We start from the raw sequence: 25,307 nt of genomic DNA, 5'->3' as shown, positions 1-25,307 counted from the left end.
TGAACGCTTCACATCAGACCGTGAAACGGTCGACCAAATGGTAAAGCTCATTCGCGCGGTTATTGAGGTTTTGGCTACCAGCGCGGTTTTGGTTGGCTAGCGATGCCGATTGAGAGCTTTGGTCTGATATGACGACAATACGCTGAGATATCTCTTGGCCGACAATATTTTGTTGTTCGGTTGCTGTCGCAATAAGCGAGTTCATATCCATGATCGTATCGATTGATTCTTGGATCTTCGCCAGTGCAGCCGCGGCAGCGTTCGCCTCTTCGACGGTTTGAGTACTTCTATTCTGACTTGAATCCATCGCTTTCACTGCGGCATCTGAAGCGGCTTTTAGCTGCTCAATCATTTTATGTATGTCGCCTGTACTCTCCTGAGTTCGGCTCGCTAGCTTACGAACCTCATCGGCGACTACTGCAAACCCACGGCCTTGTTCACCTGCTCGAGCGGCTTCAATTGCAGCATTCAGTGCCAATAGATTGGTTTGCTCGGCAATGTCTTGAATGACTGCTAACGAAGAGGAGATGTTCTGTACATCGTCTTCTAAACGAGATACGACAGCGTTAGCCTCCGATACCTCACTAGCTAAAACAGCTACTGAATCAGCCGCCGCGTTTACGATTTGCTGAGCTTCTTTGGCATTGCCCTCTGCAAGTTTCGCTGAATCCGCCGCTTGGCTAGCGTTGCTTGATATCTCCTGAGCCGTTGTTGTCATCTCTGTCATAGCGGTAGCGACTTGTTCAGTTTCTTCCCGTTGCCCTGTCGCGAGTTCATCAACTTGAGCTGCGCGAGAAGACATGCTGGATGTTTCAGATACAACTTGTTGACCTACCTCGCTTACACTGCGAATAATGGTTTGCAGGTTAGTAACAAAAGCATTGAAGTTTTCGCTAAGCTTCGCGAATTCCGGTACTTTTAATGTTTCCATTCGAGCTGTTAAGTCGGCTTCACCAGTTGCGAAAGCCTTAATTGATAGATCGAACTGTTCTATGGGCTTCATAATAGTACGGTTTACAGCAACGGCGAATAGGGCAACCAATAGAGCGATTAAACCACAAAAAAGTGTAATCGCGGTGAGTGAGCCTTGTAGTGCAACGTTTGAACTCTCTTTCATCTCGGCGATGACTGCATCAATGTCGTCTGTGTAAAAGCCAGTGCCAAGCATCAAGTCCCATTGCGGAATAAATACTGAGTAGCTGAGTTTTGGTAGTGCTTCCGACTGGCCAAGTTTTGGAAAATAGTAGGTAGTGAATTTGCCAAGCTTTGAGTTCTTAATAAGATCACGAATGAGATAATGGCCTTTTTTATCTTGCAGGTCATAATAATTTTTTCCAATACCATCGGTGTTTTGCCCTGCGAATATTCTCACTCCTTTAGAGTCGTAACCAAATATATAGCCCGACTCGCCATACTCAAGTGTTCTTAAGGTTGGTAAGGCCTCTTCTAATGTTGCGCCTCGTTCTAAGAGCGGGCTGATAGAAGACTGGGCCATCTGTAGATAAGCTTTAAGTTCCTTTTCTTTCATGGCCATCATTTTGCTACGTGTGGATTCGACTTGTTGCGCGGTCAGCGCTGCACTCTTCATATATGTTACGCTTATCATTCCGATGGCCATCAGTAGCAGAGGAATGAAAGAGAGAATATAAAGACGTTTTTTGATGGTTAGGGTCATGTCTACTTCCTGTTTGATCGTCTTGTGCAATTTAAAACACAATATGAATGCAGTTGCTATTTGTAAATGAGCTTATTGATGAATTGTTACCCCAGAGCTATTTTGTTTTATAAATATGATGGCTGTTAGATGTTTGTTGTGACATTTGTTCCAATCAGGCTTGATGTTGAGAAAGTCCTTTTGGTTCGGGCCTTTTGTTTCGATGCTTTTGAATTCGACGTTGCTTTGTTAAAATGCGACGCTTTGTAGAACCCTGCTATGTCTATTCGTTAAGTGAGAAAGATTCATGAACAAAAGTCATGTGACTATTGGTTTAACTAACCCTAAAAGCCCGACAAACGTAGGTGCTGTCATGCGTGCGGCTGGTTGTTATCAGGTCGACGAAGTTAAATACACAGGGCAACGCTACGAAAAAGCCGCTAAATTTCACACTGATACCAAGAGTGCTACGCGTACTATTCCGTTGACGGGCGTTGAGTCGTTTTTAGATAACCTTGCCCCTGAAACCAAAATCGTTTGTGTGGAACTTGCGGAAGGTGCTACGCCACTGCCACGTTTTAAACACCCAGAAAATGCGATTTACATTTTCGGCCCAGAAGATGGCTCTATTACTCAAGATGTTGCTGATAGAGCAGATCACGTGTTGTACGTGCCAACGGTTGGGTGCATGAACTTGGCTGCAACCGTGAATGTGCTGCTTTATGATCGCCTTGCTAAGTCAGATGAAATGGACGAGAGCAACGAGTTGATTAAGAAAAGCCGTGATAATCGCAACCATCTAGTTATCAAAGAGAAGTGCTAGTCTGACGCTCGTTGTTAGATATTTTTAAAACTCAATATCGCTAAAGTCGAAAGTAAACAGGTTTAAAATATATTTGACGATGACAAATATGAATAAGATGGTCGCAATAGATAACACGATATAAAGTAATGTTGTCATTTGAGTTACCTTTGTATTTGATAACTTATGTCCGTAATAAAAAAACCACCTAATAAGGTGGTTTTTTATTTTAAGGGGGGAGGCTATTGGTGTTTCATCTGATGCAGTGTGTGCATGATAACCAATATAATAGCGGTAACAGCGCAAGCTAAAAGCGTCAATGCTAAGTTGGCGAACTCGGCTGCTCTATGTAAGCCCAAGCCAATAATTAAGTAATAGAACAGGCCTAATAGAGCTCCGGCACTGCCTAGGTGGTCGTGATACTTAGTCAAAGCACAACTAAGCAAATTCGGTAATGCAAGTCCGAATGATAGCGATACAAATACCATTGGGATGAAGAACCAAATGGATTCCTGCATGATAAACACACCCATGCCTGCAACCAGTAATAGGCAAGACGCAAACGCTACAATTTTGTCATGACTTAAATGCATTCGAATTAGCTTCATGTTAATGACAGAACCGAGTACTGAACCCATCGCAAGAATAAAACCGGTATTACCAAAAAAGTTCACACTTGCCCCTAATTGCTCAAACATAAACGGGGCAATACTGTAGTACGAGAATAGTGCTATATTAAATAGCCCAACCATAAACGTTACGTACCAGATGTGTACATCGGTAAGCATTTTTATAGCGACAGAGATTAGGCTGTCTCTTTTTGTATTTGCAGGCTTTGTTTCTGGCAGTTTGCCTAGTGACCAAATCAGTAAGATAGCCACAATTACTACCATCGCCATGAATACCCATTTATAGCCACCCACAGACGTCAACCAACTACCAGCCAACATCCCAACAACAGGGCTGATACCAATAGAGGTGCCCACAATCGAGAAGACGTGGCTGAGTTCTTTACCTTGATAACCATCACGGATAATAGTCTGTGTGCAAACAGAACCAACAGCAGCACCAAAAGCACAGCAGCCAAAGCCCGTGAGCATTAAAGTGAATGTTGGCGCTAACATGGTAAATAGTGCTGCAATGATAAATACGACTAACCCAAATAATGTAGAGACTCGTCTTCCCAATACATCACACATGCGCCCCCAGAATACGACTCCGAATGCAAAAGCAATGAAGAATATAGACATCGCTTGTGCCGCTTCACTGCTACTAACCCCAAAGTGGTTTTTTACAGAAGTCAGAGCCGGGCTATACATGGTTTCTACTATTTGTGGAAACATTAGCAACACAACCGCCAATGGGATCGAAATTTTTCCAATTATCTTGTTCATTTTTTGTTTTTAAATACCTCTAATTAACATCGTAATGATTTAGTTATTTCCTGAACCTTTTAATCAGGGGGGTAACAGAACAGGTACTATTCTAGGCATTATGTGCTAATGTCTTATAATGAGATTTGGACATAAAATATCGAAATAAGGACGGGTTGCTCAATGGCGTTGATTTCAGAACAAGATGACTTTTGTGCAGACGACCATAACGGGTTAGTCGTTGGTATTGCTGCTGAGGTTTCTAATCACGCTTCCGGCATACATTTTCATGACAAAGACCAGTTAATGTTTTCGAAGCACGGATGCATGACTATCACATTGGAAGATGTGAAGTATGTCTTGCCCCCAATGAGGGCTGCATGGATCCCGAAAGGCGTCCAACATGATGCTCAGATGACTAACATTACCCAATATCGCTCACTGTACTTTGATCAATCCTTGTCAGAGCGCTTGCCTAGAGGTGTGATGATTTTCGATATCACTGCGTTAATGAGAGTCTTGATAGAACGAATGGCATTTTGGGCATTTGATAAGCCGAATAATGAGCAAATTAATACGTTGAATTTGTTTATCGAAGAGTTGAACGACTCGCAAGAGGTGTACTTGTCATTGCCGTTACCTCAAGACCACCGTCTCAAATCTTGGTTATCTGATATTGATAACAAAGATTTTATGGCACCGTCGTTGGCACAATTGAGTGAGGTTGTTGGAGCGAGCGAAAAGACGATCACTCGGATCTTTAATAAAGAAACCGGGATGCCATATCAAAGTTGGCGTCAGCAGTGGCGCTTGTTGGGTGCGATTGAATTGCTGTCGAGTGGTATGCGCATATCGGATGTCGCCGATAGGTTGGAGTTCTCCAGTGACAGTGCATTTATTCATTTCTTTCGTCAGAAAACAGGCATGACACCAATGAATTACATGACCAACACATCCAACGAGGAGGCTATGTAACCTTCGTTTATGTCAGCTTCTAATAGCAATCTATATGTTAGTCTAATGGCTTATTTGCGCTCGCCAATCACAAGGACACCGATTTGAACCTAAGACAACTGGAAGTCTTTTACGCCATTATGCAGACCGGAACCGTATCTGGAGCTGCACGAAGTTTGCATGTATCTCAGCCAAACGTGACACGTATTTTAGGGCACACCGAGCAACAGCTTGGGTTTGGCTTATTTGAGCGTGTTAAAGGCAGACTGGTGCCAACAGTTGAAGCGAAAACTTTGTTGCCAGAAGCGGAGAAGGTCTACCAACAACTGGGGCAATTCCGTTCTTTAACTAACAAAGTGAAGCAAGGCCATCAGCATTTACGTATTGGTGCACCACCAATATTGGCGACTAAATTATTAACACCAGTGATCGCCCAAATGTCTCGCGAGCAAGAGCTCTCTTTTGAATTACTGACAGCCAATCGCGACGAATTGTGTTCAGGGTTGTTAAAGCATGAACTCGATATTGCTATCGCATTTGGAGATGAAGCACCGCCTGCGATATTGTCAGAAACGCTATTAACCAAATCCCTTCAGGTTCTGGTTCCATCTAACACCGTTGAGCATCTACTAGCATGCTTAACCCTTGATGACTTAATCAATTATCCGTTGCCAATCATCGGGCTCGATAATCGTGATCCACTGGGTTTGCTGGTCCATCAAAGCTTGACTGCACGTGATGAGCATTATCAACATCCGATATCGGTACGCGGATACAGCGCTGCGGCGGAGCTGGTTAAGCATCAAGCAGGTTTTGCGATTGTCGATCCGTGGACGGCAGAACAGTACCAAAATGAGGATGCTGTTTGTGTGTTGTCGCTGCAGCCTGAGATTCCATTCTCAGTATCGACTTTGTATGCCGAGCACACGCCGCAGTCGATTGTTGCCAAGAAATTCATTGCAGTACTGAAGGGTTCTTGTTAGGGAACGATTAACTTTATCTATCACCCTATTTTTCGCTCAGTTTACAACTTATAACATCATGTTATAGGTGCGCCATGAATTCGTATTCGGCAGGGCTAAATTTCTTAATTAAAGTAAATCCATACAAGGACTTATTAACTAGGAATGCTCATGTCTATTGCTCAACCTTACCTTCTTTTTCTTGGGGATGTTACAGACCCATTGGCTGCAAAAACCGCTCGTGGTATTCACCAATGGCGCCCTGAAATCTGCCTCGGTCAATTACGTTTAACAGCAGAGACAGTTTCTCTTAGTTTGCCGGATATGACCTTGCAAGAGGCACAAGCGCAGGGAGCGAAAACGCTCGTCATTGGTACAGCCAATTCGGGTGGCGTGATCCCGGAGTCATGGCAACCAACCATACTGGCAGCTGCAGAAATGGGATTTGAGATTGCATCGGGCATGCACCAGCGATTGAGGGAATTTTCACCGCTTGTTGACATGCAGCAGCGAGGATTGACTAAGCTTCATGATGTGCGCCATTTTGATGGTGTTCTAAACGTTGGTAATGGCAAGCCTCGCCAAGGGAAGCGCCTGCTCACTGTCGGAACCGATTGCTCGGTTGGCAAGATGTTTTCTGCATTGGCGATAGAAAAATCGCTTAAAGAAGCGGGAATATCTGCTCAATTCAAAGCGACAGGGCAAACTGGTATTTTGATTGAAGGCAGCGGTATTTCGATTGATGCAGTGGTGGCAGATTTCATTTCTGGTGCGGTTGAAGCGATTAGCCCAGGTTTTACTGACCACGAATGGGACATCATTGAAGGGCAGGGCTCTTTGTTCAATCCCTCTTTTGCAGGAGTGAGTTTGGGTTTATTACATGGTGCGCAAGCTGATGCTTTATTGCTATGTCATGAAGTAGGGCGACCATATATTCGCAATCTACCGCATGCCAAATTGCCGACAATAGAGCAAACTATTGATGCGAATTTACAAGCCGCGCGATTAACAAATCCAGACGTGAAGCTAGTGGGGATATGCCTTAATACATCGGCGATTAGCATTGAAGAGGCTGAAATATTGTGTCAAGAATGGACCGAGACCTATCAAGTGCCAGTGACGGATCCAGTGCGATTTGGTGTACAACCTATCACTGATCATTTGCGACATTCACTTTAACGATTTAATCATTTCTACGTTTCCATTTGTTAAAGCGAACATTAACCGAGTGAAATTATGAAGATTACAGCAGAACCAATTACTATCGCGATGCAAACGCCTTTTCGCATCTCTCGAGGTAGCCGAACAGAGTGTCATGTTGTTCGCGTTTACATTGAGCACAATGGTAAACAAATGCAGGGTGAGTGTACTCCTTACCCACGTTATGGTGAGTCATCCGAATCTGTATTGGCGCAAATTCAACAAGCCGCGAGCTTTCTTGAAACGGCCTTTGAACGTGGTATGACTGAGCCGGCTGAATTAAGAGATTATCTTCAGTCTTTATTGACTGAGGGAGCTGCTCGTAATGCTGTCGATTGTGCGCTTTGGGATTTTGAAGCGCAGAAAAACGAGCAGGCATTTCCAAATAGTATGTTTGAGTTACCCGCTCAAATAGTTACGGCAATGACGGTTTCGATTGGCACACCAGAAGCGATGGCAACACAAGCTCGTGATTATGTGGCTAATGGTGCAAAACTCTTAAAAGTGAAGCTAGATGGTGAGCAAGTGGTAGAGCGAGTGAGTGCTGTCCGAAGTGCCGCGCCTGGAGTCAAAATGGTACTTGATGCCAATGAAGCATGGACAGGGCTTAATCTCGAGGAGCTGTTTAATCAATTGGCTGAGTTTGATATCGCGATGATAGAACAGCCTCTGCCGCAACAGCATGATGCTTCACTAGCACACATCAAGCATCCAATCCCATTGTGCGCTGATGAAAGTTGCCACACCACGTCGCAGCTTTCGTCGCTATTGGGCAAGTATGAAGTGGTTAACATCAAGCTTGATAAAACCGGTGGTCTGACAGAAGCGTTAGCACTTGCCGAAGAAGCGCAAAGACTTGGTTTTACTCTTATGTCGGGCTGTATGCTTGGCACTTCATTGGCAATGCGTTCAGCGTTGCCAATCGCCGCGCAATCTGACATTGTCGATCTTGATGGACCTGTATTACTTGGTCAAGACGTGCCGCCAGCACTGACTTATCGAGGTGGAATGATCATTCTTTAACTCGTTGAGTCTCAAGCATTAAATTGACGTGATACAGATGAACTCGCATAGATGAAAGCCTATGCGATTTTTTGTATTGATAGAGTAATCACGTTTCTGTCGGTGACGTCACTTTCTTCTCTCTCAAAACAGACAGTCTAGGGTTTATAAAATATTTGTTATAGTGTTTTATGTGAAATGTTAATGATTGCTCTTATTTTCATAGTTTCACTAAAACTATTGAAATGGCTTTAAGTTGGGCTAACCACCTAACGGATTGAATCATTGACCTTTAATGTTGGTGATTTGATAAGGAGAAGGTGGGGCGAGTGAGTAGTCGTGTCTCAGAGGTGATAGATAACAAGGACCGTTTTGAACGTCCATTTCCGATCAAGATTCCTCGTCGTAAGTGGTTTGGTTGGAAAGGCATAGAGCTGCGTTTGGTGTTGGCGTTAGCCATGTTATCGATGACCACCATCTTCCTCTCGGTAGTCTCCAGTTTCACTTTTGACAAACTAAATCAACGCCTTGTTGAGCTAAAAGAGAGTGAAATCCCCGCTTTAGATAACGCAGCTCGCTTAAATGACATGGTGCGTATCATTATCACAACCTCATCTCAACTCAGTGACGCGGAATCCAATTTAGAGCGTAAACAAGCGATGCTAAAAATTGAAGGCGCTATTTCAGTCATGAATAGCGTTATGGTGCAATTTCCGGATTATCACTCCTATTTTAAAGATCTTATCGCTCAAGTTAACAATAGCCTCAGTCTGTTGTACCAAAGCGAGATTGAATCTGAACAGCTCAACCAAGAACTTCGGAATCTACTAGAAGGCTTTTACCCGCTATTACAGCAAGCCAGTGATTCACTCGATAGCTTGCCTGATTCAGCTAAAGAGCAGGTTCAATTCACGCAATTAAAGTCCCTGCTGTACTACCAATTAGGCTTGGTAGAAAAACTGTATAACGATTCCAGTTTTAATGAGCTGGATTACACTAGCTTACGACTCGAGCAAGTTGGAGAAGAGTGGTGGCAGCTTTGGGTAAGTGGCGATTTAAGAAGTGCCTTTCCAGAACTGGATCATCAGCTCGCCGTAATTTACAACCTAGCTTCAAGTGATAGCAGCTTGTACGGGCTTAAAAACAAGGCGCTCGATCATCTCTATCAGGAGCAGTATTTCTTACAAAACAGCCGTGAACATTTGAATCAGTTAACGGTACAAATCGAACGGAACACCAGTCAAGTGAACCACAATATTGATCAGTCGATTCAGCAGGCTCAACACTCTTTGCAATCCAACCAACGTTTATCACTTTTTCTTTCTCTTTTTAGTGTGTTAGCTGCTGCGGCTATCTCATGGTTCTATGTGCGCAAGAGTATTTTAGAAAGGCTATTGCAGCTTAAAGACAACATGTTCGCGATTTCGACTGGTCATTTAGATACTGAAGTGGCCATTCGTGGCAAAGATGAAGTGACGCAAATGGCCAAATACCTAAAGGTCTTTCAAACTACGGCCAAAGTCGTCAAGCAAACTAACCGCAAATTGGAGGCTGAGGTGGAAGAACGCACCTTAGCCGAGGCCAAGCTGCGTGTTACTCAGGATGAGCTCATCCAAGCTGGAAAACTGGCTGCGTTGGGGCAGCTAAGTGTTGGTATTACTCACGAGATCAACCAACCATTAACGGCCGTGAACAGTCACGTTCGAAGCGCGCAACTTTGGTTAAGACAAGAGAGGCCAGACAGAGCAGAAGAGAACCTGAAAAAGATCGAGATCTTATTAGATAAGGTGGCTGCGATTACACGTCACTTGAAGGCATTCTCGCGTAAGAGCGATGGCAAAATAGATAACGTCAAATTAGATAAGGTGATTGGTGATGCGATCGATCTCTTTGAAACGCGGCAGAGTGTGGTGTCAATTCAGTATTCGCCACAAAGTGGCCAATTGGTGCGAGCCAACAGCATTCGTTTGGAACAGGTGTTGGTGAATTTGATCAGCAATGCTTTGGATGCCGTTGAACATAGAGATCTGCCTCAGCTCAACATCTCCACTCAAGAGCACCTGAACACCATTCAGATATCAGTTAAAGACAATGGATTAGGGATCCACGAAGAAGATATTCCTTACCTGTTTGATCCATTTTATACCCGCAAGACAACTGGCAAAGGGCTCGGGCTCGGTTTGTCTATCGCATACAACATAATTAAAGACTTTAGCGGCTCGATTCACGTCGAATCGGTTGAACACCAAGGCACCACCTTTATCGTCACTCTACCAAAAGGCATAAACGCATGACTTCAGAAAAACACATAGTTCTTATAGACGATGAAAAAGACGTTGTTGAAGCGGTGAGCGAAATGTTGGAACTCGAGGGTTTTCGTGTCACGAGCTTTACCGACCCAAACCTTGGTCTAAAGTCCCTCAAAGCAAATAGTCAGTCGGTGGTGCTGTGTGATGTGCGAATGCCACAAGTCGACGGGCTTACGTTGCTGAGCTCAATCCAACATCGCGCAGCCAATGTTCCGGTATTAATGATGAGCGGGCATGGTGATATTCCTATGGCGATAGAGGCGATGAAGTTGGGTGCGTTCGACTTTCTGGAGAAACCCCTCAATACCAGTGAGTTGGTAGAAAAGCTCGACCTGGCGTTGGCACAGTGTCAGCACAACAGCCCTGCAACGTTAGACGACGAACGGGATACAGAATTACCGATTGAATCTGTGGTTATCGGCCAATCCAAAGCGATGGACACCATACGTAAGCAAGTGCTTGCGCTCTCTCATACTGGCGTCGACACCATCATTAACGGCGAAACTGGAACGGGCAAAGAGGTGATTGCTCGCGCCTTACATCAGTTTAGTCGTCGTAAGGCAAAGCCGTTTGTCGCAATAAACTGTGGTGGCATGACAGAGAGTATTATTGAGAGTGAGCTGTTTGGTCATGAAGCGGGCTCGTTTACCAGTGCCAATAAGAAACGCATCGGAAAAATAGAACAAGCCAATGGCGGCACTCTTTTCCTCGATGAAATTGAAAGCATGCCGATTTCAGTGCAGATTAAGTTGCTACGCGTAATTCAAGAGCGGGTGATCGAGCGTGTTGGCGGTAATGAATTGATACCTGTCGATATTGTGGTGGTTGCCGCGAGTAAAGTTGACCTCGTAGGCCTCAGTGAATCTGGTGAATTCAGAGCCGACCTCTTCTATCGCCTAAATATTGCGAGTTTAAACCTTCCGGCACTGCGCCAACGCAAAGAGGACATTCAGGTGTTGTTCCGCCATTTTGTTATACAAGCGAGCCACAAGTACAAGACGCGTCCATCGACGATTTATCCCGAACAGATACAGCAGTTGTGCCGACATGAATGGCCAGGAAATGTGCGTGAGTTACGTAATGTTGCCGACCGATTTGTACTTGGTATTGTCGGTGATGGCTTTGATCTGCAATCGCCAATTTGTGAATCGACTGGGGAAGATTTCGCCTTTGAAAAGCAGATGGAGCTGTACGAGAGAAACGTATTAACCGAAGCCTTGATAGAGAGCTCGGGAAATATCAATGAGGTATCAAGTAAGCTGAATCTACCACGAAAAACGCTTTATCGAAAAATGAAGAAACACCAGTTGGATAAAGAGAGCTTTAAAGCCTAACTCATTAACTTGGTTCTTGAGGAGCAAAGAGCAAACCTAAACCAAAAGACAAAGCGGAAGAAAAAGCACAAGACAACAATGACCCATTTATCATTTAGTCGAATGATTAACCGTTTCAAGTGATTGTAATAAAAGATTTTTAATATTTGGCACAAACCGTGCAATCCCAACATTGTGGCATCAGCCCACATGAGGTCATCTCAGGAAAATAGAAATGACCGGATTAAGGAAATTAGAAAAATAATGGCTTGTTGCAAGGAGATACAAACATGAAGCAAATACTGAAAGGTTCGATTGCTCTGATACTCGGCGTTAGCTCAATGACAACATGGGCGGCGACAGAGTCAGCAAACCTAGGACCTCGTCCCCTCTTTTTAGTCAACAATATGGACGAGAGCCCTTTGAAAACCAAGCTGCTCAGTTGTAGCGAAGGGCCTTTTCATCGCAGTGATTTTTCAATTGGGCATCGCGGAGCTGCAATGCAGTTTCCTGAGCACACCAAAGAATCTTACTTAGCGGCGATTCAGATGGGAGCCGGTGTCGTAGAGTGTGATGTTACTTTCACTAAAGATAAGGAATTGGTGTGTCGACATTCTCAAAGTGACCTGCACACCACAACCGACGTATTGGCTCACCCAGAGCTTGCTAAGAAGTGTTCAGTTCCATTTAAACCTGCGAACCCTGCGACAGGTGAAGATGCTCAGGTTGAGTGTCGTACTACCGATTTCACGCTAGCAGAGTTTAAGACGTTAAAAGGTAAAATGGATGGGGCGAACCCGAAAGCAACCACTGTCGAAGAGTACATGAACGGTACTCCGGGTTGGAGAACCGATCTTTACAGCCAGAGTGGGACGCTGATGACACACGCAGAAAGTGCGGCGCTTTTTAAAGAGCACGGTGTAAAAGTTACTCCTGAATTGAAATCGGCAGCGGTTGAGATGCCTTTCAATGGCTTCAGCCAAGAGATGTACGCGCAAAAGCTAGTGGATGAACTAAAAGAAGCGGGCTTTGCACCTTCAGAGACTTACTTGCAATCGTTCAATCTAGATGATGTGAAGTACTGGATCAAAGCAGCACCAAAATTCGGAAAACAAGCCGTTTATCTGGATGACCGTGTTTACAAGCAAGCGGACTTTGTTGCGTCTGTTGAGAACATGAAAGAGCTGCAAGATGCAGGTGTCAACATTATTGCGCCACCTCTGTTTGCTCTGGTTGATCTAGATGAGAATAATGAACTGGTTACGTCTAATTACGCTAAGCTCGCTAAAGGTGCAGACCTCGAGATTATTGCATGGACTCTGGAACGTTCAGGCCCACTAGCGCAAGGCGGTGGTTGGTATTACAAGAGCGTGAAAGATGGCATCAACAATGATGGCGACATGATGAAAATGCTCGACGTGTTGGCACAAGATGTAGGTGTGATGGGTGTATTCAGTGATTGGCCTGCAACGGTAACTTACTACGCAAACTGCATGGACAGCGACGCCTAAGCTATCTGGCTTATTGAAGAATAATAAGAGAAAAAGTAGTGAACTAAAGAGCCTTCGGGCTCTTTTTTTACCGTTAAAATTGATGGGACATAAATGACCCAAATGTAAGCTTTTGGGCTGGACATGAATGACTCAAAATAGATTGTTGAATTTGAATGTTTCATTAAGTTATTGAATTTAAATAAATAAAAATTTGGCACAAAGGCTGCAATAGTAAAGGCGACTTTCAACAATAAGTAAAAGTAAGGTTTGAATATGAAAATCAGTGTTAAAGGACTGTTAATCGCTAGCTCATTACTACTTCCTTCAATGGCTATGGCAAGCGACTGCTCTAGCCGTGGTGTGTTAGACGATCGATACTGTGATGAAAACCAAGATTTGGTGGCAGATTCACCAAAAAATCCAGATGAGTGGAATGACCCAAGTACGCTTGTGTTCACCTATACACCAGTAGAAGACCCTGCGCTATACAAAGATGCGTTTGCCGACTTCCAAGCTCACCTAAGTAAAATTACAGGTAAGCGAGTGATTTACTACACGGTGCACTCGAACTCTGCACAAGTAGAAGCGATGCGTTCTGGTCGTTTGCACGTAGCTGGTTTCTCTACGGGTCCAACTGGCTACGCGGTTAACCTAGCGGGTTACGTTCCAATTGCAGTAAAAGGCGATGAGTCTGGTTTCCAAGGCTACAATCTGATCACCATTGTGCGTAAAGATAGCGGTATCAACACTATGGCTGATCTGAAAGGTAAAAAGGTTGCACACACTTCTGCATCATCAAACTCTGGCAACCTAGCTCCTCGAGCCTTATTCCCAGCAAAAGGCTTAGTGCCAGATGAAGACTACAAAGTACTTTACTCAGGTAAGCATGACCAATCTATCCTAGGTGTTTATAACGGAGACTATGATGCAGCACCTGTGGCATCTGATGTGTACGATCGCATGGTGGCAGCAGGCCGTGTTGATGATTCTGAGCTTAAGATCATCTACCGTAGCCCACGTTTCCCAACATCTGCTTTCGGTTACGCATACAACCTAAAACCAGAGTTAGTTGAGAAGATCAACGAAGCTTTCTTTAGTTACCGATTCACACCAGAGATGAGTGCATCATTCAAAGGTGCCGACCGTTTCTCGCCAATTAGCTATAAGGAAGAGTGGGGCGTAATTCGTGATATCGCTCATGCAACAGGCACGGCTTACACCAAAGCAGGTTTGAAAAAACTGGCTGAAAAAGACGCTGCTAAACGCGCAAAGAAAAAAGCTGCTGAGTTAGCGAAACAAGCAAACAACGGTTAACACTTAGTTCTAAGAACACTTACCTCAACCAAGACCAGTTATTTACTACGATTGGTATCAATATCTATGCCCTCGCGGGTAGGGCATAGATCATTCTAAAATTCGTACAAGGAAATGCAGTATGGCCGTAGCAAGCTATGACGGAATAAAGATTAACAACCTATTTCATGAATATGTGGCAGGCAAGCCAATCCTGAGAGGCATTAATATTGATATTGACGAGCCAGGTATCATCGCGATTATCGGACCGTCAGGTACGGGTAAAAGTACGCTTCTACGTTGTATTAACCGTCTTAATGACCCTAGCCAAGGGGAGATCATTTTTGATGGTACCGACCTGACTCAACTAAAAGGCCAAGCACTTCGTAAACAGCGCCGTCATATCGGAATGGTCTTTCAAGAGTACAATTTGGTAGAGCGTTTAACGGTTATCGAAAACGTGTTGAGTGGGCGATTAGGTTACATGACCGCTTGGAATGCGTGGCGCCGTAACTACTCAGCACAAGACTTAGCAAAAGCGTTTGAGTTACTGGAATTTGTTGGTCTGCAAGACTTTGCAAACCAACGTGCCGACAGCTTATCTGGCGGCCAAAGGCAGCGTGTTGGTATTGCTCGTGCAGTAATGCAAGACCCTTATATTCTTCTTGCTGATGAACCTACCTCATCACTTGACCCGAAAACCGCGGTTGAGATCATGGAGTTGATGGAAACCTTTGCCGAACAGAAAAACATACCGGTGTTGGTGAATATCCACGATGTGAACCTAGCCAAGCGTTATGCTAAACGTATCATTGGTATGTGTAATGGCAAGGTGCATTACGATGGCAGCCCAGAAGGCATTTCAGAGGAAGATCTAAAAATTATCTACGGGGGTGAGTCATGGCTGGATTAAACCCAAGTTCGTCGCCAAGTCTTTCGCAAGCTAACCGTGAAAACCCGTTTAAAGCGTCGTGGACGAACCGTGCGATCATCGCTGGTGTTATCGCTTATTTGTTCTACAGCTTTTCGACATTAGGGTTGACGTTTGATCGTTTGATAGTCGGCTTTAGTGAAAGTGAACGATTACTATCACGAATGTTCCCGCCTGACTTTTCGCGTACTAGTTTGCTATTGAGTGGTCTAGCAGAGAGCTTGCAGATAGCGATTATTTCGAGTTTCTTTGGCATTGTGATTTCATTATTTCTTGGTCTACTTGCTGCAAGAAATATGATGCCAGCGATCGTTTCAACACCGGTCCGTGCTTTTATCGCTTTATGTCGCTCTTTTCATCCAGTGATCATCGCCATCTTATTTGTAAAAGCGGTAGGCTTTGGGGCGCTAGCTGGCATCTTGACCTTGGTGTTTGCGTCGATAGGCTTCATCGCTAAGCTTTTCGCTGAAGCGATTGAAGAGATCTCTTTTAAACCGGTTGAAGCAATTAAAGCGACAGGCGCTAGCTTTGTTAGTGTCATTCTGTATGCCGTGATGCCGCAGGTTTTCACGCGATTTATTGGCTTTGCAAGCTATCAGTTAGATTCTAATCTGCGTAACTCGACTATGGTGGGTATCGTGGGGGCGGGCGGCCTTGGCGGCACACTTTTCTCTGCATTCCAACGTTTCGACTACGACTTCGTTGCCGCTATCTTACTCACCATTATCGCACTGATTCTTGTCGGTGAATTCCTTTCCAACATTGTTAGGAGAATCTTCTAATGACAACTGCATCTATCGATAGAGAGTGGCAGCGTTTTACACCTAATGAACGTGTGGCTCGATTCGCCGTCTACCTTAGCCTAGTGTGTGCCATTGTTTGGTCTTGGCAGACGGTGGAAGTGATTCCTGAATTTCTTTATGACGCGCCAGCTCAGTTCGCTGATATGTTTCAGCGTATGGTGCCAATGGATTACGCTTTTTACCCACAAACGATCCATGCCGCGATGATTGAAACGCTGCACATCGCGACCTTGGGTACGCTGTTTACTTTGGTGTTCGCGATTCCTTTGGCGTTGTTAAATGCACCAAACATTACTCCCAATAAAGCGTTGAACTGGTTTGCTCAATTTTTCCTTGTGTCTTCACGATCGGTGAACTCACTGGTATGGGCATTACTGTTTATCGCACTGTTTGGCCCCGGTGTTCTCGCCGGCATTATGGCAATTGCAATTCGCAGTATCGGCTTTGTAGGGAAGCTGTTAGCGGAAGCCATTGCCGAAGTGAACATGGGGCCTATTGAAGCTTTACGCGCAACGGGTGCTTCGTGGATGAGTATCTTGTTGAAAGGGTATTGGCCACAAGTGATGCCAGCTTTCTACTCAATCGTGTTATTCCGTTGGGACATCAACGTTCGTGAATCCGCGGTATTGGGTTTGGTGGGAGCTGGCGGTATTGGCGTGGTGCTTAACGATGCGCAAAACCTTTTTGAATGGCAAAAAGTATCGATGGTATTAGTGAGTATTTTTGCGGTGGTTATCGTTGCAGAAGCGGTGGTTATCCACATCCGCAACAAACTCATCTAACCGATGTGTTGTCTTCACTATGTTTATTATGGCATGTAATTCGTGTGAAAGTTGAGAGCTTGTCTATCTAGCATTTTAAAGCTCAAACGACCCTAGGTAATTCGGTCTACCTAGTGGTCGTTTTTTTATGCAGAGTGTACTGCATTTAGTGGAGAGTGGGCGCTTAGAAAATGCAGTGTTTAGCAAAGTCACCCGCTTCGTTCGCTGTCCAGTCGCCTTTTGGCTTCTCTTTCATATTTTTACACCAAGCTTCACTGCCAACTTCTGTACAAACCATTAATTGAGTGGCTAGGAAAAGGATCAACGCGACTCTCTTCATAACAAATATTCCGTTTGGTGTAGGTTATCTAAGGCTACTTTACCAAAGACTACTGATGATTGTCATAGCTAACGGGGACAGGTGATATGGACTGAACTGGAAAAGCGATTTGGTAACAAGAGTGACTTAGTGACTCTCAAGATCGAAAAAGCCAGCAACATGTGCTGGCTTTGAAATTCTCAATAAGCTTTTTTATCGGTAAGCTTTGACTACTTGAGGAGTTATACCAGTTTCATCTCTTGGATGATATCCGAAGCGATTTCAGGCTTGGTACTTGTTGGTTTCTCGTGTAGATCTGCTTTCAATTGTCCTTTACGGTTGCTTAGGCCAGTTTCTAGCTTTTTGATAGCTGATGAAATTGCTGGGTACATAACGTCATCTGTCGCTTTTGCTGTTACACGTACACCTTCGTAGTTGGTGAACACTTCAACCTGATGTTGACCATGTTCTTTGGTAATGATGATGTCGCAGCTGATCAGTGATGGAAAATGGTTAGATATCTTTTCGAATTTACCTTCGATGTCTTTACGTGAGTCGTCGTTAATTGATACGTGATGTGTTTGAATGTTTATTTTCATAAATCATACCTTTCCAATGACTGTGTCATTTAAACGTAGCAAACATCGGATAGATTAACCAATAGAGAAAGTACACATGTGTGATTGACTTCAGTGTTATCAAATAATCTCTACTTACTCCCTTGAAAGTCCAAATAACTGATCGCATATTATGTTTCGTGTTTTCGAGACATGTTAAAAAATATTCCATCCTTGATAATTTGCTCTAATTATGAGCGCCACTCTAGTGAATATCTCTTCATCGGTTTTATAATTCCGAACTTGTTACTTGGCTAGCTTCTTTCGTTTTTGATAAATAAGTTACCACTAGATTTTAATTTATAGACACTCAATGGCCCACTCCATATTGAAATTTGCTTTAAAGCTCCGACAGATCGGAGTAACGCACTAGCTATTTATGAATTCGTCACTCCATATCACAATTAAAAATAAGGGCTTCGGTAGTTTATTGAGGTATTTGTTAGTACGGGATACCATAACAACTTCGTGAAATTTGGATTCGTTACCATGAAAATGCCTGTTAAATTTGCTGCTGTTGCAGCTTCACTTTCTTTTGCTTTAAATGCTTTTGCTGCACCTGTTGAGTTTCAGAAAATTCCAGAGATTATGCAGCAATTTGAAACTGCAGAGCTGTATGTTAAAAAGTGAGTGACTCTAGCGCGCTTGCCTGCTGAATCTGAAATCGGCACTGATTTCCTAACCTACGTTTCTGACGGAAAGGGTGGTTACAGCTTAGAAACTAACAACGTGATGACGGATGATGTGGTTATTGCAAGCATGCCTAAGGCGATTGTTGATGATGTTCTCAACCAATGGTTGATGCCAAAAGAGACATGGATCAGTAGCTATGGTTTACTGCCAACTTCGACCACTGAGTTCAAGCCATTTACGCGAATTAAAACAATCAAGGCCATTAAGATTGACGCTGAAATACTTGAGCTTATGGGCAGTGAAGATGGCAAAACAGCCTTGATTAAAGTGAGCTGGGATGAAAAAGGGATGAATATTTATAAGGACGGTTACTTAGCGGATTATGAGTACGGTATTGCCCCTCATGAGATGCAAGAGAACTACGAGCTAGAACCTAAGTAGTTTGATTCCATTTCCCAAAAGCGCTCTGGTTTGCAGGGCGCTTTTTTATTTCTCCATAAAAATATGACTCAACTCACACTTTTGTGACATTTTACCGCTCGTTATGCTAGTATGCACCACTTGTCTTTGTAATTGATAAAAAACGCATTACCAAAACAGACTTTTCTGTTTATCTGCTTGTAATGACCTCATTCAGTTTAGCCTAATTTGGCTGAACATCTGCATTTTGCTCGGACGCAAAGAGAGTAGTTCTCACTACTTCACTATGTACATTTGAGAGCACCATCTATCAAAGGCCTTTTAGAAACAGCCTAGTTAGCGCGAACTACGTTCTGCGTGAAGGGTTTCGTTTTTCCAAAAATCCCCCTGGCGCCAAGTATTGCTTGGTTGCTGACAAGTAAGGAGTCTATATGACGTCTACGGTATCTACATCCGTACCTACATCTCCAGCTGGTAATACAGCTTCGACAGAGAAAGAAGTAAACCACCCATTTCTCTCTTTGGTCATCATGGTAATCGTTGCAGCAATCGCAACCTACTTTATCCCTGCTGGCGAGTTTGAACGAGTGGTTATGAATGGCCGCACGGTGATCGACCCAGACAGCTATACACTATTAGCAAGTAACCCAACAACATTAGCCTCTTTTTTCGAATCATTTTTTAAAGGCTTCAAATCCGCTTCTGGCGTGATGGGTGTTGTGGTATTTGTTGGTGGTGCTTTCGGTATCATCAAACACATGGGTCTGCTAGACGCATCGGTTGTTGCGCTCACCACTAAGCTTAAGAAACAAGGCTTGTATGTGATCGCGCCAGTGATCATGACGGCGATCTTCTTCAATGTGACCTTCACTGGTATGCGTGAATTAGATGTTATTTTCATCTCGTTGATGATCCCGATCTGTATCAAGCTTGGATACGATGCAATCACAGCTTTAGGCGTTGTTCTATTGGCAAGTTGTGCGGGTTTTGCTGCGGCGTTGGCGAACCCATTTTTCACGGGTATTGCTCATACTATCGCTGAACTGCCTTTGTATTCAGGCATGTGGTATCGTTTTATTGTCGGTATGTTTATGCTGCTGACTGGCGCTTGGTATGTGTTGAATTACGCAAGAAAAGTAAAACAAGATCCAACCAAAGGCTTGTTGTATGGCACTGGCTACCATTACGAATCAAATGTTGAAGCGAAGGCTCTAACTCTACGTGGGAAGCTAGCGGGTATCGCGTTCTTGGGCGTGTTTGCGTATATGATCTTCGGTACCTTGACGATGAGCTTTGGCTTTACGGAGATTGCAGGTGCGTTTGTGGCAATGGCGATCATTCCGGGATTAGTGGCGGGATTGTCTCCTAACAAGATTTGTGAATATTGGACCAAAGGTGTCAGCGATGTATTGGTCGCTGTATTGATTATCTTCTTTGCGCGTTCGGTGTTGACCATTATGGAAGACGCGAAGATTGTCGACTCGATCATCTACTATCTGGCGCAGATCATTTCAGGAAGTTCTAAGCTTGTTGCTGCGGCGGGTATCTACTTCTCACAAGTGGCGATTAACCTGTTTATCCCGTCGGGGAGTGGTCAAGCTGTGATCACCATGCCAATTATCATTCCACTGGCAGACATTGGTGAAGTGACTCGTCAAGTTGCGGCGTTGGCGTCTCAATTGGGTGACGGTATCTCGAATTACATTTATCCAACCAACGGTGGTTTGCTGGCGGTACTGGCGATTGCCAAAGTACCTTATGGCAAGTGGGTTCGTTTCTTCTTACCATTATTTTTATTCTGGTCGGTAGGCGCTCTGATTTCAGTCGTGATTGCTCAAATGATAGAGTTAGGTCCATTCTAAGACTCGGGCTTTAGACGGACGAGCTTTGCTTGAAACAACCCAAACAAATATAATGGCAGCGAAATCGCTGCCTTTTTCGTTTGAGGTGAAGTTACCCGAGATAGAGCATCACTCTTCAAACTGATAAGAGGAGGGTACGACGATGACACCTTGTTTCGAAATGTGGAAACGCTTGGCGTCAGCAAGGCTATCAAGACCAATTTGGGTTCCATCTGGTACTCTTACATTCTTATCTATGATGCAGTTTTGAATGTGGCAGTTTCGTCCAATCTCAACATCTTCAAACAAGATACTATCAATCACGATTGCCGCGTTGCTCACTTTTACCTTCGGGAAGAAGATAGAGTTTTGTGCAGAGCCTCCCTCTATCACGACACCATTAGCAATCATCGAGTTAATGAATATCCCTTGATTTCCCTCTACCGAAGCAATGGTGCGTGCTGGTGGTAGTTGCGGTTCGTAGGTACGAATTGCCCAATCCGGTTGGTATAAATCGATTGGCGAAGTTGGCTTTAACAAGTCCATGTTCGATTGGTAATAAGAGTCGATGGTACCCACGTCTCTCCAATAAGCATCCTGGGTTACGCGCCCCTCTTCGTCGCCAAATTTATAGGCGTAAACACTGTTTTTCTTGACTAGCTTAGGAATGATGTCTTTACCAAAATCATGGCTCGAATCTGGATCTTCAGCGTCTGCTAATAATGCTTGTGTCAGTACTTTTTTATCGAAGATGTAAATCCCCATAGAAGCCATACTTCGCGTTGGTCTACCGGGTACGCTCGCGGGGTAACGCGGTTTTTCGGTAAAGTTATTGATTTGCAGAGACTCTTCTATTTCCATCACACCAAACTCTTTGGCCTCATCTATCGACACCTCCATGCAGGCTACCGTTAAGTCAGGTTCATTCTGTTTATGTTGCTTGAGCATTGGGGCGTAATCCATGCGATAGATATGGTCGCCGGATAAGACCACTACATGTTTGGCTTCACTACGCGACAGCAAATATAAGTTTTGATAAATCGCATCGGCTGTACCGCTATACCAGCTGTCACCGGTGCGCATCTGTGGGGGAACATTAGTGATGTATTCGCCGAGCTCGGGGTTAAGCACCGACCAACCATCACGTAAGTGTTTCTGTAAAGAGTGAGACTTGTACTGAGTCAGTACCAGAATTTGGCGAAGCCCAGAGTGCAGGCAGTTCGCGAGCGTGAAATCAATGATTCGATATTTGCCACCAAAAGGCACCGCAGGCTTTGCACGGTTATCAGTGAGGGGAGAAAGTCGAGAGCCAACACCGCCGGCCAGAACGATTGTTAGAGTGTCTTGCATAGTCAGAACCTCATGTATTTATGATTATGAACATAGACTTGCAAGCACTGAGCCAAGTGTAACTCATTGAATATTAAACAAGGCGGCAGTGAGTTTTCCGGGACTGCACCAAATTGATGCGTATGAGATATCAGCTTGCTCTATTTTGATTCAGACTAGTTAAAACAAGTCGATGAATTTTGATTAAACGGAATGGTGCATGGCAAGGTTGCATTGTAAAACTGTCAATAAAATGAAGGAATAAAGTGTTCGGAACGATATAATTTCACATAAATAGCCATAACCTTTCACAAATTGATTTCCATCAATAAAGTAAGGTTACTCTGTGATAACTTGCACGCAAAATAAGAAATGATTACTCATTCACCAATAAAATGAGGCCCTCAAAGGAAATAATAATGAAAAAAACAGTATGTAGTATTGCGGTTATTGCGGCTCTTATGTCAACGAATGTTCTTGCTCATAAAGAAGGTGATTTCATCATCCGTGCAGGTGCAGCAACAGTATCTCCGAACGACAGCAGCGACGCTGTACTTAATAACCCTGACCTAGAATTCTCAGTTGATTCTGATACCCAACTTGGTCTGACTTTCGGCTATATGTTCACTGACAACATCAGCTTTGAAGTGTTGGCAGCAAGCCCATTTTCTCACAGCATTTCTGTTAACGGTTTAGGTAAAATTGCTGATACTAAACACCTTCCACCAACGCTCATGGTTCAATACTACTTCGGTGAAGCTAACAGTGACTTCCGCCCATACGTAGGTGCTGGCCTTAACTACACCGTATTCTTTGATGAAGATTTGAATGCTAACGGCAAAAACGCTGGTCTAACAGATGTGTCTTTAGATGACTCTTGGGGTCTAGCTGCAAACATTGGTATGGACTATATGATCAATGAAGACTGGTTTCTAAATGCATCGGTTTGGTACGCAGATATTGGAACAACGGCAACATATAAGACTGCGACAGATACATTTAAAACTGACGTCGATATCGATCCATGGGTATTCATGATCGGTGGCGGTTACAACTTCTAACCTACGATTCCGTTTACTAAGGCGCTCAAGCACTGGCCAGCTTGTGCGCCTTTTTTATTGTTAATGAATTAGTCACTGTAACGCCTTGTTGTCATGGGTAAATTAGACCTATTGTCGTCATCTATTATTAACAAAACAGAAAGATAGCTGTCATAACCACCTCATAAAATCGCGGTTCAAATTATGGAGGATATATGAATCGCAAAATCAATAAGCTGACTTTATTACTACCTATCGCAATGAGTTCTGCTCTCGCTGGGTGTTCTCAGTCAACATCATCTACGGCTGGTACACTCTCTCAAACTCCACTTGATGCTTTGAGCCTCCAATGCCAATCCAGCCAACTGCCAGTTGCAAGCGATGCTGAGGTTACCGGGCTTACTTTGGTTGGTAGTTCTATTGCCGACGCTCCTTTCGCAACTTCCGCAGCAGAAATTGTCAGCTACGATTCATGTACCGATAAATTGTATGTCGTAAATGCTCAAGCAAAGAAAGTTGACGTGCTATCGATGAATGCCGATAGCTCGCCAAACTCGGAAGGCTCTATTGATCTTCAATCTGCCGCGTTAGCTTCTGGTATCAATATCGGTGCTGCAAATAGCGTCTCGACATATCAAGGACTAGTTGCTGTTGCGATTGAAAATGCCGACAAACAACAAAATGGCATTATTGCTCTGTATCGCTCAGATTCTTTAGAACTCATTACCACGTACACGACGGGCGCACTGCCAGACATGGTGAGCTTTTCTAAAGACGGTCGTTACATCGCTTCAGCAAATGAAGGTGAGCCGAACTCGGATTACACCATTGACCCTGAAGGCTCGGTGACATTAGTGGATTTAGCGAATGGGTTGATGCAAGCGAAGGTCACTCAGATTGATTTCAAAGCATTCAACCAAGGTCAGCCTCGTTACAAAGAACTCACCGACAAGGTTCGTATCTCAGCTCCTAATGCGACCGTTGCTCAAGACCTAGAGCCTGAATATCTAACGTTTGCTGATAACGGTAAGCTCTACGTTGCCCTACAAGAAAACAATGCACTAGCAGCGATTGATGTCGCAACTGCAGAGGTGGATGCGATTCTTGGTTTAGGCGGTAAACCTTGGGATAGCGCGCAATTGGATGCGTCGAAGAAAGACAAAAATATCGGCAACCTACAAAGCTACGCGATGTTAGAAGGGCTTTACATGCCAGACAGCATCACTAGTTATAGTGTCGATGGCAATACCTACATCGTGACGGCGAACGAAGGTGACGGCCGCGAGTATGGCATTAAGACAACGCAAAAAGTGTGTGATGATAAAGGCTTTGAGTGGGATGGAGATGAATTTCAAGGCACCGAAAACTACACGACAGAGAAGGACTTTTGTATCGCTTATGTCGATGAAGTCCGTGGCAAAAAGTTAGATGTTGATGCTAACCACCCATTGGCAGGTGCATTGAAAGACAATAAGCAACTTGCACGTCTTAAAGTGATCAAGCCACAAGGCACGCTTGCTGCTGACCAAAAGGTTCAAGCATTCGGTAGCCGCTCTTTCTCTATCTGGAATGACTCAGGCGAATTAGTGTTTGATAGTGGTGATGACTTTGCTCGAATCGTTCTTGAGCAAGATCCTGCAAACTTCAACAGCACCAATGATAACAATCAGAGTGGTGACGATCGTAGCGATGATAAAGGGGTGGAACCTGAAGCTATCGAAGTGGCTGAGATTAACGGTAAGCACTATGCCTTTATCGGCCTTGAACGCCAAGGTGGCATCATGGTTTACGATGTAACTCAGCCTAAGAACGCAAGCTTCATCAGCTATCTCAATAATCGTGATTTTACTCAGCCAGTGTGCACTAAGGTTGATGAAGACGGCGATTGTGACAACGATACTTACAACTCGAAAGCCGGTGACTTAGGTCCAGAATCAATCAAGCATTTTACTCGTTCGGGGAACCACTTTATTGCAGTTGGCAACGAAGTAAGCGGCAGCACATCAGTTTATCGCGTTGATTTCTAACCTCGCTTATTGCTAGCAATTAGATTGAATCAAAAAAAGAGCGCCACTACAGGGTAAGTAGTGGCGCTTTTAGTTTATTGATGGTTTGCTGAAACTAGAATAAACGATAGTAAGTTGTAGGGTTTAGCCGCTGAACAACAATCAGAAAAGAGCAAACGTTTTGATGAAAATTTTCATACCTTCATTTTGGGAAGGTTTAGCATAGTAACGTCTCTTCAGCCATGTTCGATT

Annotated in this window: 22 protein-coding genes; 17 read left to right on the top strand and 5 right to left on the bottom strand. The window is 44.1% G+C overall.

Annotated elements, in window-relative coordinates; all coding sequences use genetic code 11:
- Positions 1 to 13: 13 nt before the first annotated feature.
- On the bottom strand, positions 14 to 1,675 hold the full coding sequence (locus tag ACTRWI_RS05335; RefSeq protein WP_499129776.1) for a methyl-accepting chemotaxis protein: 1,662 nt from the start codon (positions 1,673 to 1,675) through the stop codon (positions 14 to 16).
- 286 nt (positions 1,676 to 1,961) lie between these two features.
- On the opposite strand from ACTRWI_RS05335, the gene ACTRWI_RS05330 reads away from it, so the two are divergent.
- Complete coding sequence (locus tag ACTRWI_RS05330) at positions 1,962 to 2,477, top strand: RNA methyltransferase (RefSeq protein WP_499129775.1); 516 nt, start codon at positions 1,962 to 1,964, stop codon at positions 2,475 to 2,477.
- Positions 2,478 to 2,698: 221 nt separating this feature from the next.
- On the opposite strand, the gene ACTRWI_RS05325 is transcribed toward ACTRWI_RS05330, so the two are convergent.
- Positions 2,699 to 3,850, bottom strand: coding sequence for an MFS transporter (locus ACTRWI_RS05325; RefSeq protein ID WP_499129774.1), 1,152 nt, complete (start codon positions 3,848 to 3,850; stop codon positions 2,699 to 2,701).
- Positions 3,851 to 4,012: 162 nt separating this feature from the next.
- Between ACTRWI_RS05325 and ACTRWI_RS05320 the strand changes: the two genes are divergently transcribed.
- The 11 genes from ACTRWI_RS05320 to phnE (ACTRWI_RS05270) all read left to right on the top strand — a co-directional run bounded on the left by ACTRWI_RS05320 (position 4,013) and on the right by phnE (ACTRWI_RS05270) (position 16,871).
- Entirely contained in the window at positions 4,013 to 4,804 is a 792-nt protein-coding gene (locus ACTRWI_RS05320; RefSeq protein ID WP_499129773.1) for an AraC family transcriptional regulator, read from the top strand.
- Between the two features lie 83 nt (positions 4,805 to 4,887).
- Complete coding sequence (locus tag ACTRWI_RS05315; protein ID WP_499129772.1) at positions 4,888 to 5,766, top strand: LysR family transcriptional regulator; 879 nt, start codon at positions 4,888 to 4,890, stop codon at positions 5,764 to 5,766.
- Positions 5,767 to 5,916: 150 nt separating this feature from the next.
- Positions 5,917 to 6,924: an N-acetyltransferase DgcN gene (dgcN, locus tag ACTRWI_RS05310; RefSeq protein WP_499129771.1), complete on the top strand. Its 1,008-nt coding sequence runs from the start codon at positions 5,917 to 5,919 to the stop codon at positions 6,922 to 6,924.
- Between the two features lie 57 nt (positions 6,925 to 6,981).
- Positions 6,982 to 7,968: an N-acetyl-D-Glu racemase DgcA gene (gene dgcA, locus ACTRWI_RS05305; protein WP_499129770.1), complete on the top strand. Its 987-nt coding sequence runs from the start codon at positions 6,982 to 6,984 to the stop codon at positions 7,966 to 7,968.
- Positions 7,969 to 8,276: 308 nt separating this feature from the next.
- Entirely contained in the window at positions 8,277 to 10,241 is a 1,965-nt protein-coding gene (locus ACTRWI_RS05300; RefSeq protein WP_499129769.1) for an ATP-binding protein, read from the top strand.
- Entirely contained in the window at positions 10,238 to 11,590 is a 1,353-nt protein-coding gene (locus ACTRWI_RS05295; RefSeq protein WP_499129768.1) for a sigma-54-dependent transcriptional regulator, read from the top strand. Before ACTRWI_RS05300 ends, ACTRWI_RS05295 begins: the two co-directional genes overlap by 4 nt.
- Before the next feature lie 320 nt (positions 11,591 to 11,910).
- Positions 11,911 to 13,080 (top strand): glycerophosphodiester phosphodiesterase family protein, encoded by a 1,170-nt coding sequence (locus ACTRWI_RS05290; protein WP_499129804.1) that lies wholly within the window; start codon positions 11,911 to 11,913, stop codon positions 13,078 to 13,080.
- A 255-nt stretch (positions 13,081 to 13,335) separates the two neighbouring features.
- Positions 13,336 to 14,376, top strand: coding sequence for a phosphate/phosphite/phosphonate ABC transporter substrate-binding protein (gene phnD / locus ACTRWI_RS05285; RefSeq protein ID WP_499129767.1), 1,041 nt, complete (start codon positions 13,336 to 13,338; stop codon positions 14,374 to 14,376).
- A 121-nt stretch (positions 14,377 to 14,497) separates the two neighbouring features.
- Positions 14,498 to 15,268 (top strand): phosphonate ABC transporter ATP-binding protein, encoded by a 771-nt coding sequence (gene phnC, locus ACTRWI_RS05280; RefSeq protein ID WP_499129766.1) that lies wholly within the window; start codon positions 14,498 to 14,500, stop codon positions 15,266 to 15,268.
- Complete coding sequence (gene phnE, locus ACTRWI_RS05275) at positions 15,256 to 16,068, top strand: phosphonate ABC transporter, permease protein PhnE (protein ID WP_499129765.1); 813 nt, start codon at positions 15,256 to 15,258, stop codon at positions 16,066 to 16,068. The genes phnC and phnE (ACTRWI_RS05275) overlap by 13 nt, the downstream gene beginning before the upstream one ends.
- Positions 16,068 to 16,871 carry a phosphonate ABC transporter, permease protein PhnE gene (gene phnE / locus ACTRWI_RS05270; RefSeq protein WP_008216584.1) on the top strand — a complete coding sequence of 268 codons (804 nt, stop codon included), beginning with the start codon at positions 16,068 to 16,070 and terminating at the stop codon, positions 16,869 to 16,871. The genes phnE (ACTRWI_RS05275) and phnE (ACTRWI_RS05270) overlap by 1 nt, the downstream gene beginning before the upstream one ends.
- A gap of 163 nt (positions 16,872 to 17,034) precedes the next feature.
- Here phnE (ACTRWI_RS05270) and ACTRWI_RS05265 read toward each other — a convergent pair whose 3' ends face one another.
- Both ACTRWI_RS05265 and hpf read right to left on the bottom strand, forming a co-directional pair.
- Positions 17,035 to 17,190, bottom strand: a complete 156-nt coding sequence (locus tag ACTRWI_RS05265) for a DUF3012 domain-containing protein (RefSeq protein ID WP_499129764.1) — start codon at positions 17,188 to 17,190, stop codon at positions 17,035 to 17,037.
- 221 nt (positions 17,191 to 17,411) lie between these two features.
- On the bottom strand, positions 17,412 to 17,768 hold the full coding sequence (gene hpf, locus ACTRWI_RS05260; protein WP_499129763.1) for a ribosome hibernation-promoting factor, HPF/YfiA family: 357 nt from the start codon (positions 17,766 to 17,768) through the stop codon (positions 17,412 to 17,414).
- Between the two features lie 507 nt (positions 17,769 to 18,275).
- Between hpf and ACTRWI_RS05255 the strand changes: the two genes are divergently transcribed.
- From ACTRWI_RS05255 to ACTRWI_RS05245, 3 genes are all read left to right on the top strand, one after another.
- Entirely contained in the window at positions 18,276 to 18,416 is a 141-nt protein-coding gene (locus tag ACTRWI_RS05255; RefSeq protein WP_499129762.1) for a hypothetical protein, read from the top strand.
- Positions 18,417 to 18,860 (top strand): hypothetical protein, encoded by a 444-nt coding sequence (locus ACTRWI_RS05250; RefSeq protein WP_499129761.1) that lies wholly within the window; start codon positions 18,417 to 18,419, stop codon positions 18,858 to 18,860.
- Positions 18,861 to 19,270: 410 nt separating this feature from the next.
- The gene (locus ACTRWI_RS05245; RefSeq protein ID WP_499129760.1) at positions 19,271 to 20,701 is read left to right on the top strand and encodes a YfcC family protein; all 1,431 of its coding nucleotides are present in this window, start codon (positions 19,271 to 19,273) and stop codon (positions 20,699 to 20,701) included.
- 108 nt (positions 20,702 to 20,809) lie between these two features.
- Here ACTRWI_RS05245 and glgC read toward each other — a convergent pair whose 3' ends face one another.
- A complete protein-coding gene (gene glgC, locus ACTRWI_RS05240) occupies positions 20,810 to 22,030 on the bottom strand; it encodes a glucose-1-phosphate adenylyltransferase (RefSeq protein WP_499129759.1) in 1,221 nt (406 codons plus the stop codon).
- Positions 22,031 to 22,425: 395 nt separating this feature from the next.
- Between glgC and ompW the strand changes: the two genes are divergently transcribed.
- Together ompW and ACTRWI_RS05230 are read left to right on the top strand one after the other, a co-directional pair.
- On the top strand, positions 22,426 to 23,070 hold the full coding sequence (ompW, locus tag ACTRWI_RS05235; RefSeq protein ID WP_499129803.1) for an outer membrane protein OmpW: 645 nt from the start codon (positions 22,426 to 22,428) through the stop codon (positions 23,068 to 23,070).
- A gap of 194 nt (positions 23,071 to 23,264) precedes the next feature.
- Positions 23,265 to 25,076: a choice-of-anchor I family protein gene (locus ACTRWI_RS05230; protein ID WP_499129758.1), complete on the top strand. Its 1,812-nt coding sequence runs from the start codon at positions 23,265 to 23,267 to the stop codon at positions 25,074 to 25,076.
- Positions 25,077 to 25,307: the final 231 nt, after the last annotated feature.

Source organism: Pseudoalteromonas sp. G5_S1_14_S5 (assembly GCF_054968605.1).
This window is presented reverse-complemented; position numbering and strand designations above follow the sequence as displayed.

What these genes read in the sequence shown, in the direction of transcription:
- ACTRWI_RS05265 (WP_499129764.1), bottom strand. Translation starts at nt 17,190, where the DNA reads ATGAAGAGAGTCGCGTTGATCCTTTTCCTAGCCACTCAATTAATGGTT.
- dgcN (WP_499129771.1), top strand. Translation starts at nt 5,917, where the DNA reads ATGTCTATTGCTCAACCTTACCTTCTTTTTCTTGGGGATGTTACAGAC.
- ACTRWI_RS05255 (WP_499129762.1), top strand. Translation starts at nt 18,276, where the DNA reads ATGAAAATGCCTGTTAAATTTGCTGCTGTTGCAGCTTCACTTTCTTTT.
- phnE (WP_008216584.1), top strand. Translation starts at nt 16,068, where the DNA reads ATGACAACTGCATCTATCGATAGAGAGTGGCAGCGTTTTACACCTAAT.
- ACTRWI_RS05325 (WP_499129774.1), bottom strand. Translation starts at nt 3,850, where the DNA reads ATGAACAAGATAATTGGAAAAATTTCGATCCCATTGGCGGTTGTGTTG.
- ACTRWI_RS05290 (WP_499129804.1), top strand. Translation starts at nt 11,911, where the DNA reads ATGACAACATGGGCGGCGACAGAGTCAGCAAACCTAGGACCTCGTCCC.
- phnE (WP_499129765.1), top strand. Translation starts at nt 15,256, where the DNA reads ATGGCTGGATTAAACCCAAGTTCGTCGCCAAGTCTTTCGCAAGCTAAC.
- ACTRWI_RS05245 (WP_499129760.1), top strand. Translation starts at nt 19,271, where the DNA reads ATGACGTCTACGGTATCTACATCCGTACCTACATCTCCAGCTGGTAAT.
- ACTRWI_RS05295 (WP_499129768.1), top strand. Translation starts at nt 10,238, where the DNA reads ATGACTTCAGAAAAACACATAGTTCTTATAGACGATGAAAAAGACGTT.
- ACTRWI_RS05320 (WP_499129773.1), top strand. Translation starts at nt 4,013, where the DNA reads ATGGCGTTGATTTCAGAACAAGATGACTTTTGTGCAGACGACCATAAC.
- phnC (WP_499129766.1), top strand. Translation starts at nt 14,498, where the DNA reads ATGGCCGTAGCAAGCTATGACGGAATAAAGATTAACAACCTATTTCAT.
- glgC (WP_499129759.1), bottom strand. Translation starts at nt 22,030, where the DNA reads ATGCAAGACACTCTAACAATCGTTCTGGCCGGCGGTGTTGGCTCTCGA.
- dgcA (WP_499129770.1), top strand. Translation starts at nt 6,982, where the DNA reads ATGAAGATTACAGCAGAACCAATTACTATCGCGATGCAAACGCCTTTT.
- hpf (WP_499129763.1), bottom strand. Translation starts at nt 17,768, where the DNA reads ATGAAAATAAACATTCAAACACATCACGTATCAATTAACGACGACTCA.
- phnD (WP_499129767.1), top strand. Translation starts at nt 13,336, where the DNA reads ATGAAAATCAGTGTTAAAGGACTGTTAATCGCTAGCTCATTACTACTT.
- ACTRWI_RS05335 (WP_499129776.1), bottom strand. Translation starts at nt 1,675, where the DNA reads ATGACCCTAACCATCAAAAAACGTCTTTATATTCTCTCTTTCATTCCT.
- ACTRWI_RS05230 (WP_499129758.1), top strand. Translation starts at nt 23,265, where the DNA reads ATGAATCGCAAAATCAATAAGCTGACTTTATTACTACCTATCGCAATG.
- ACTRWI_RS05330 (WP_499129775.1), top strand. Translation starts at nt 1,962, where the DNA reads ATGAACAAAAGTCATGTGACTATTGGTTTAACTAACCCTAAAAGCCCG.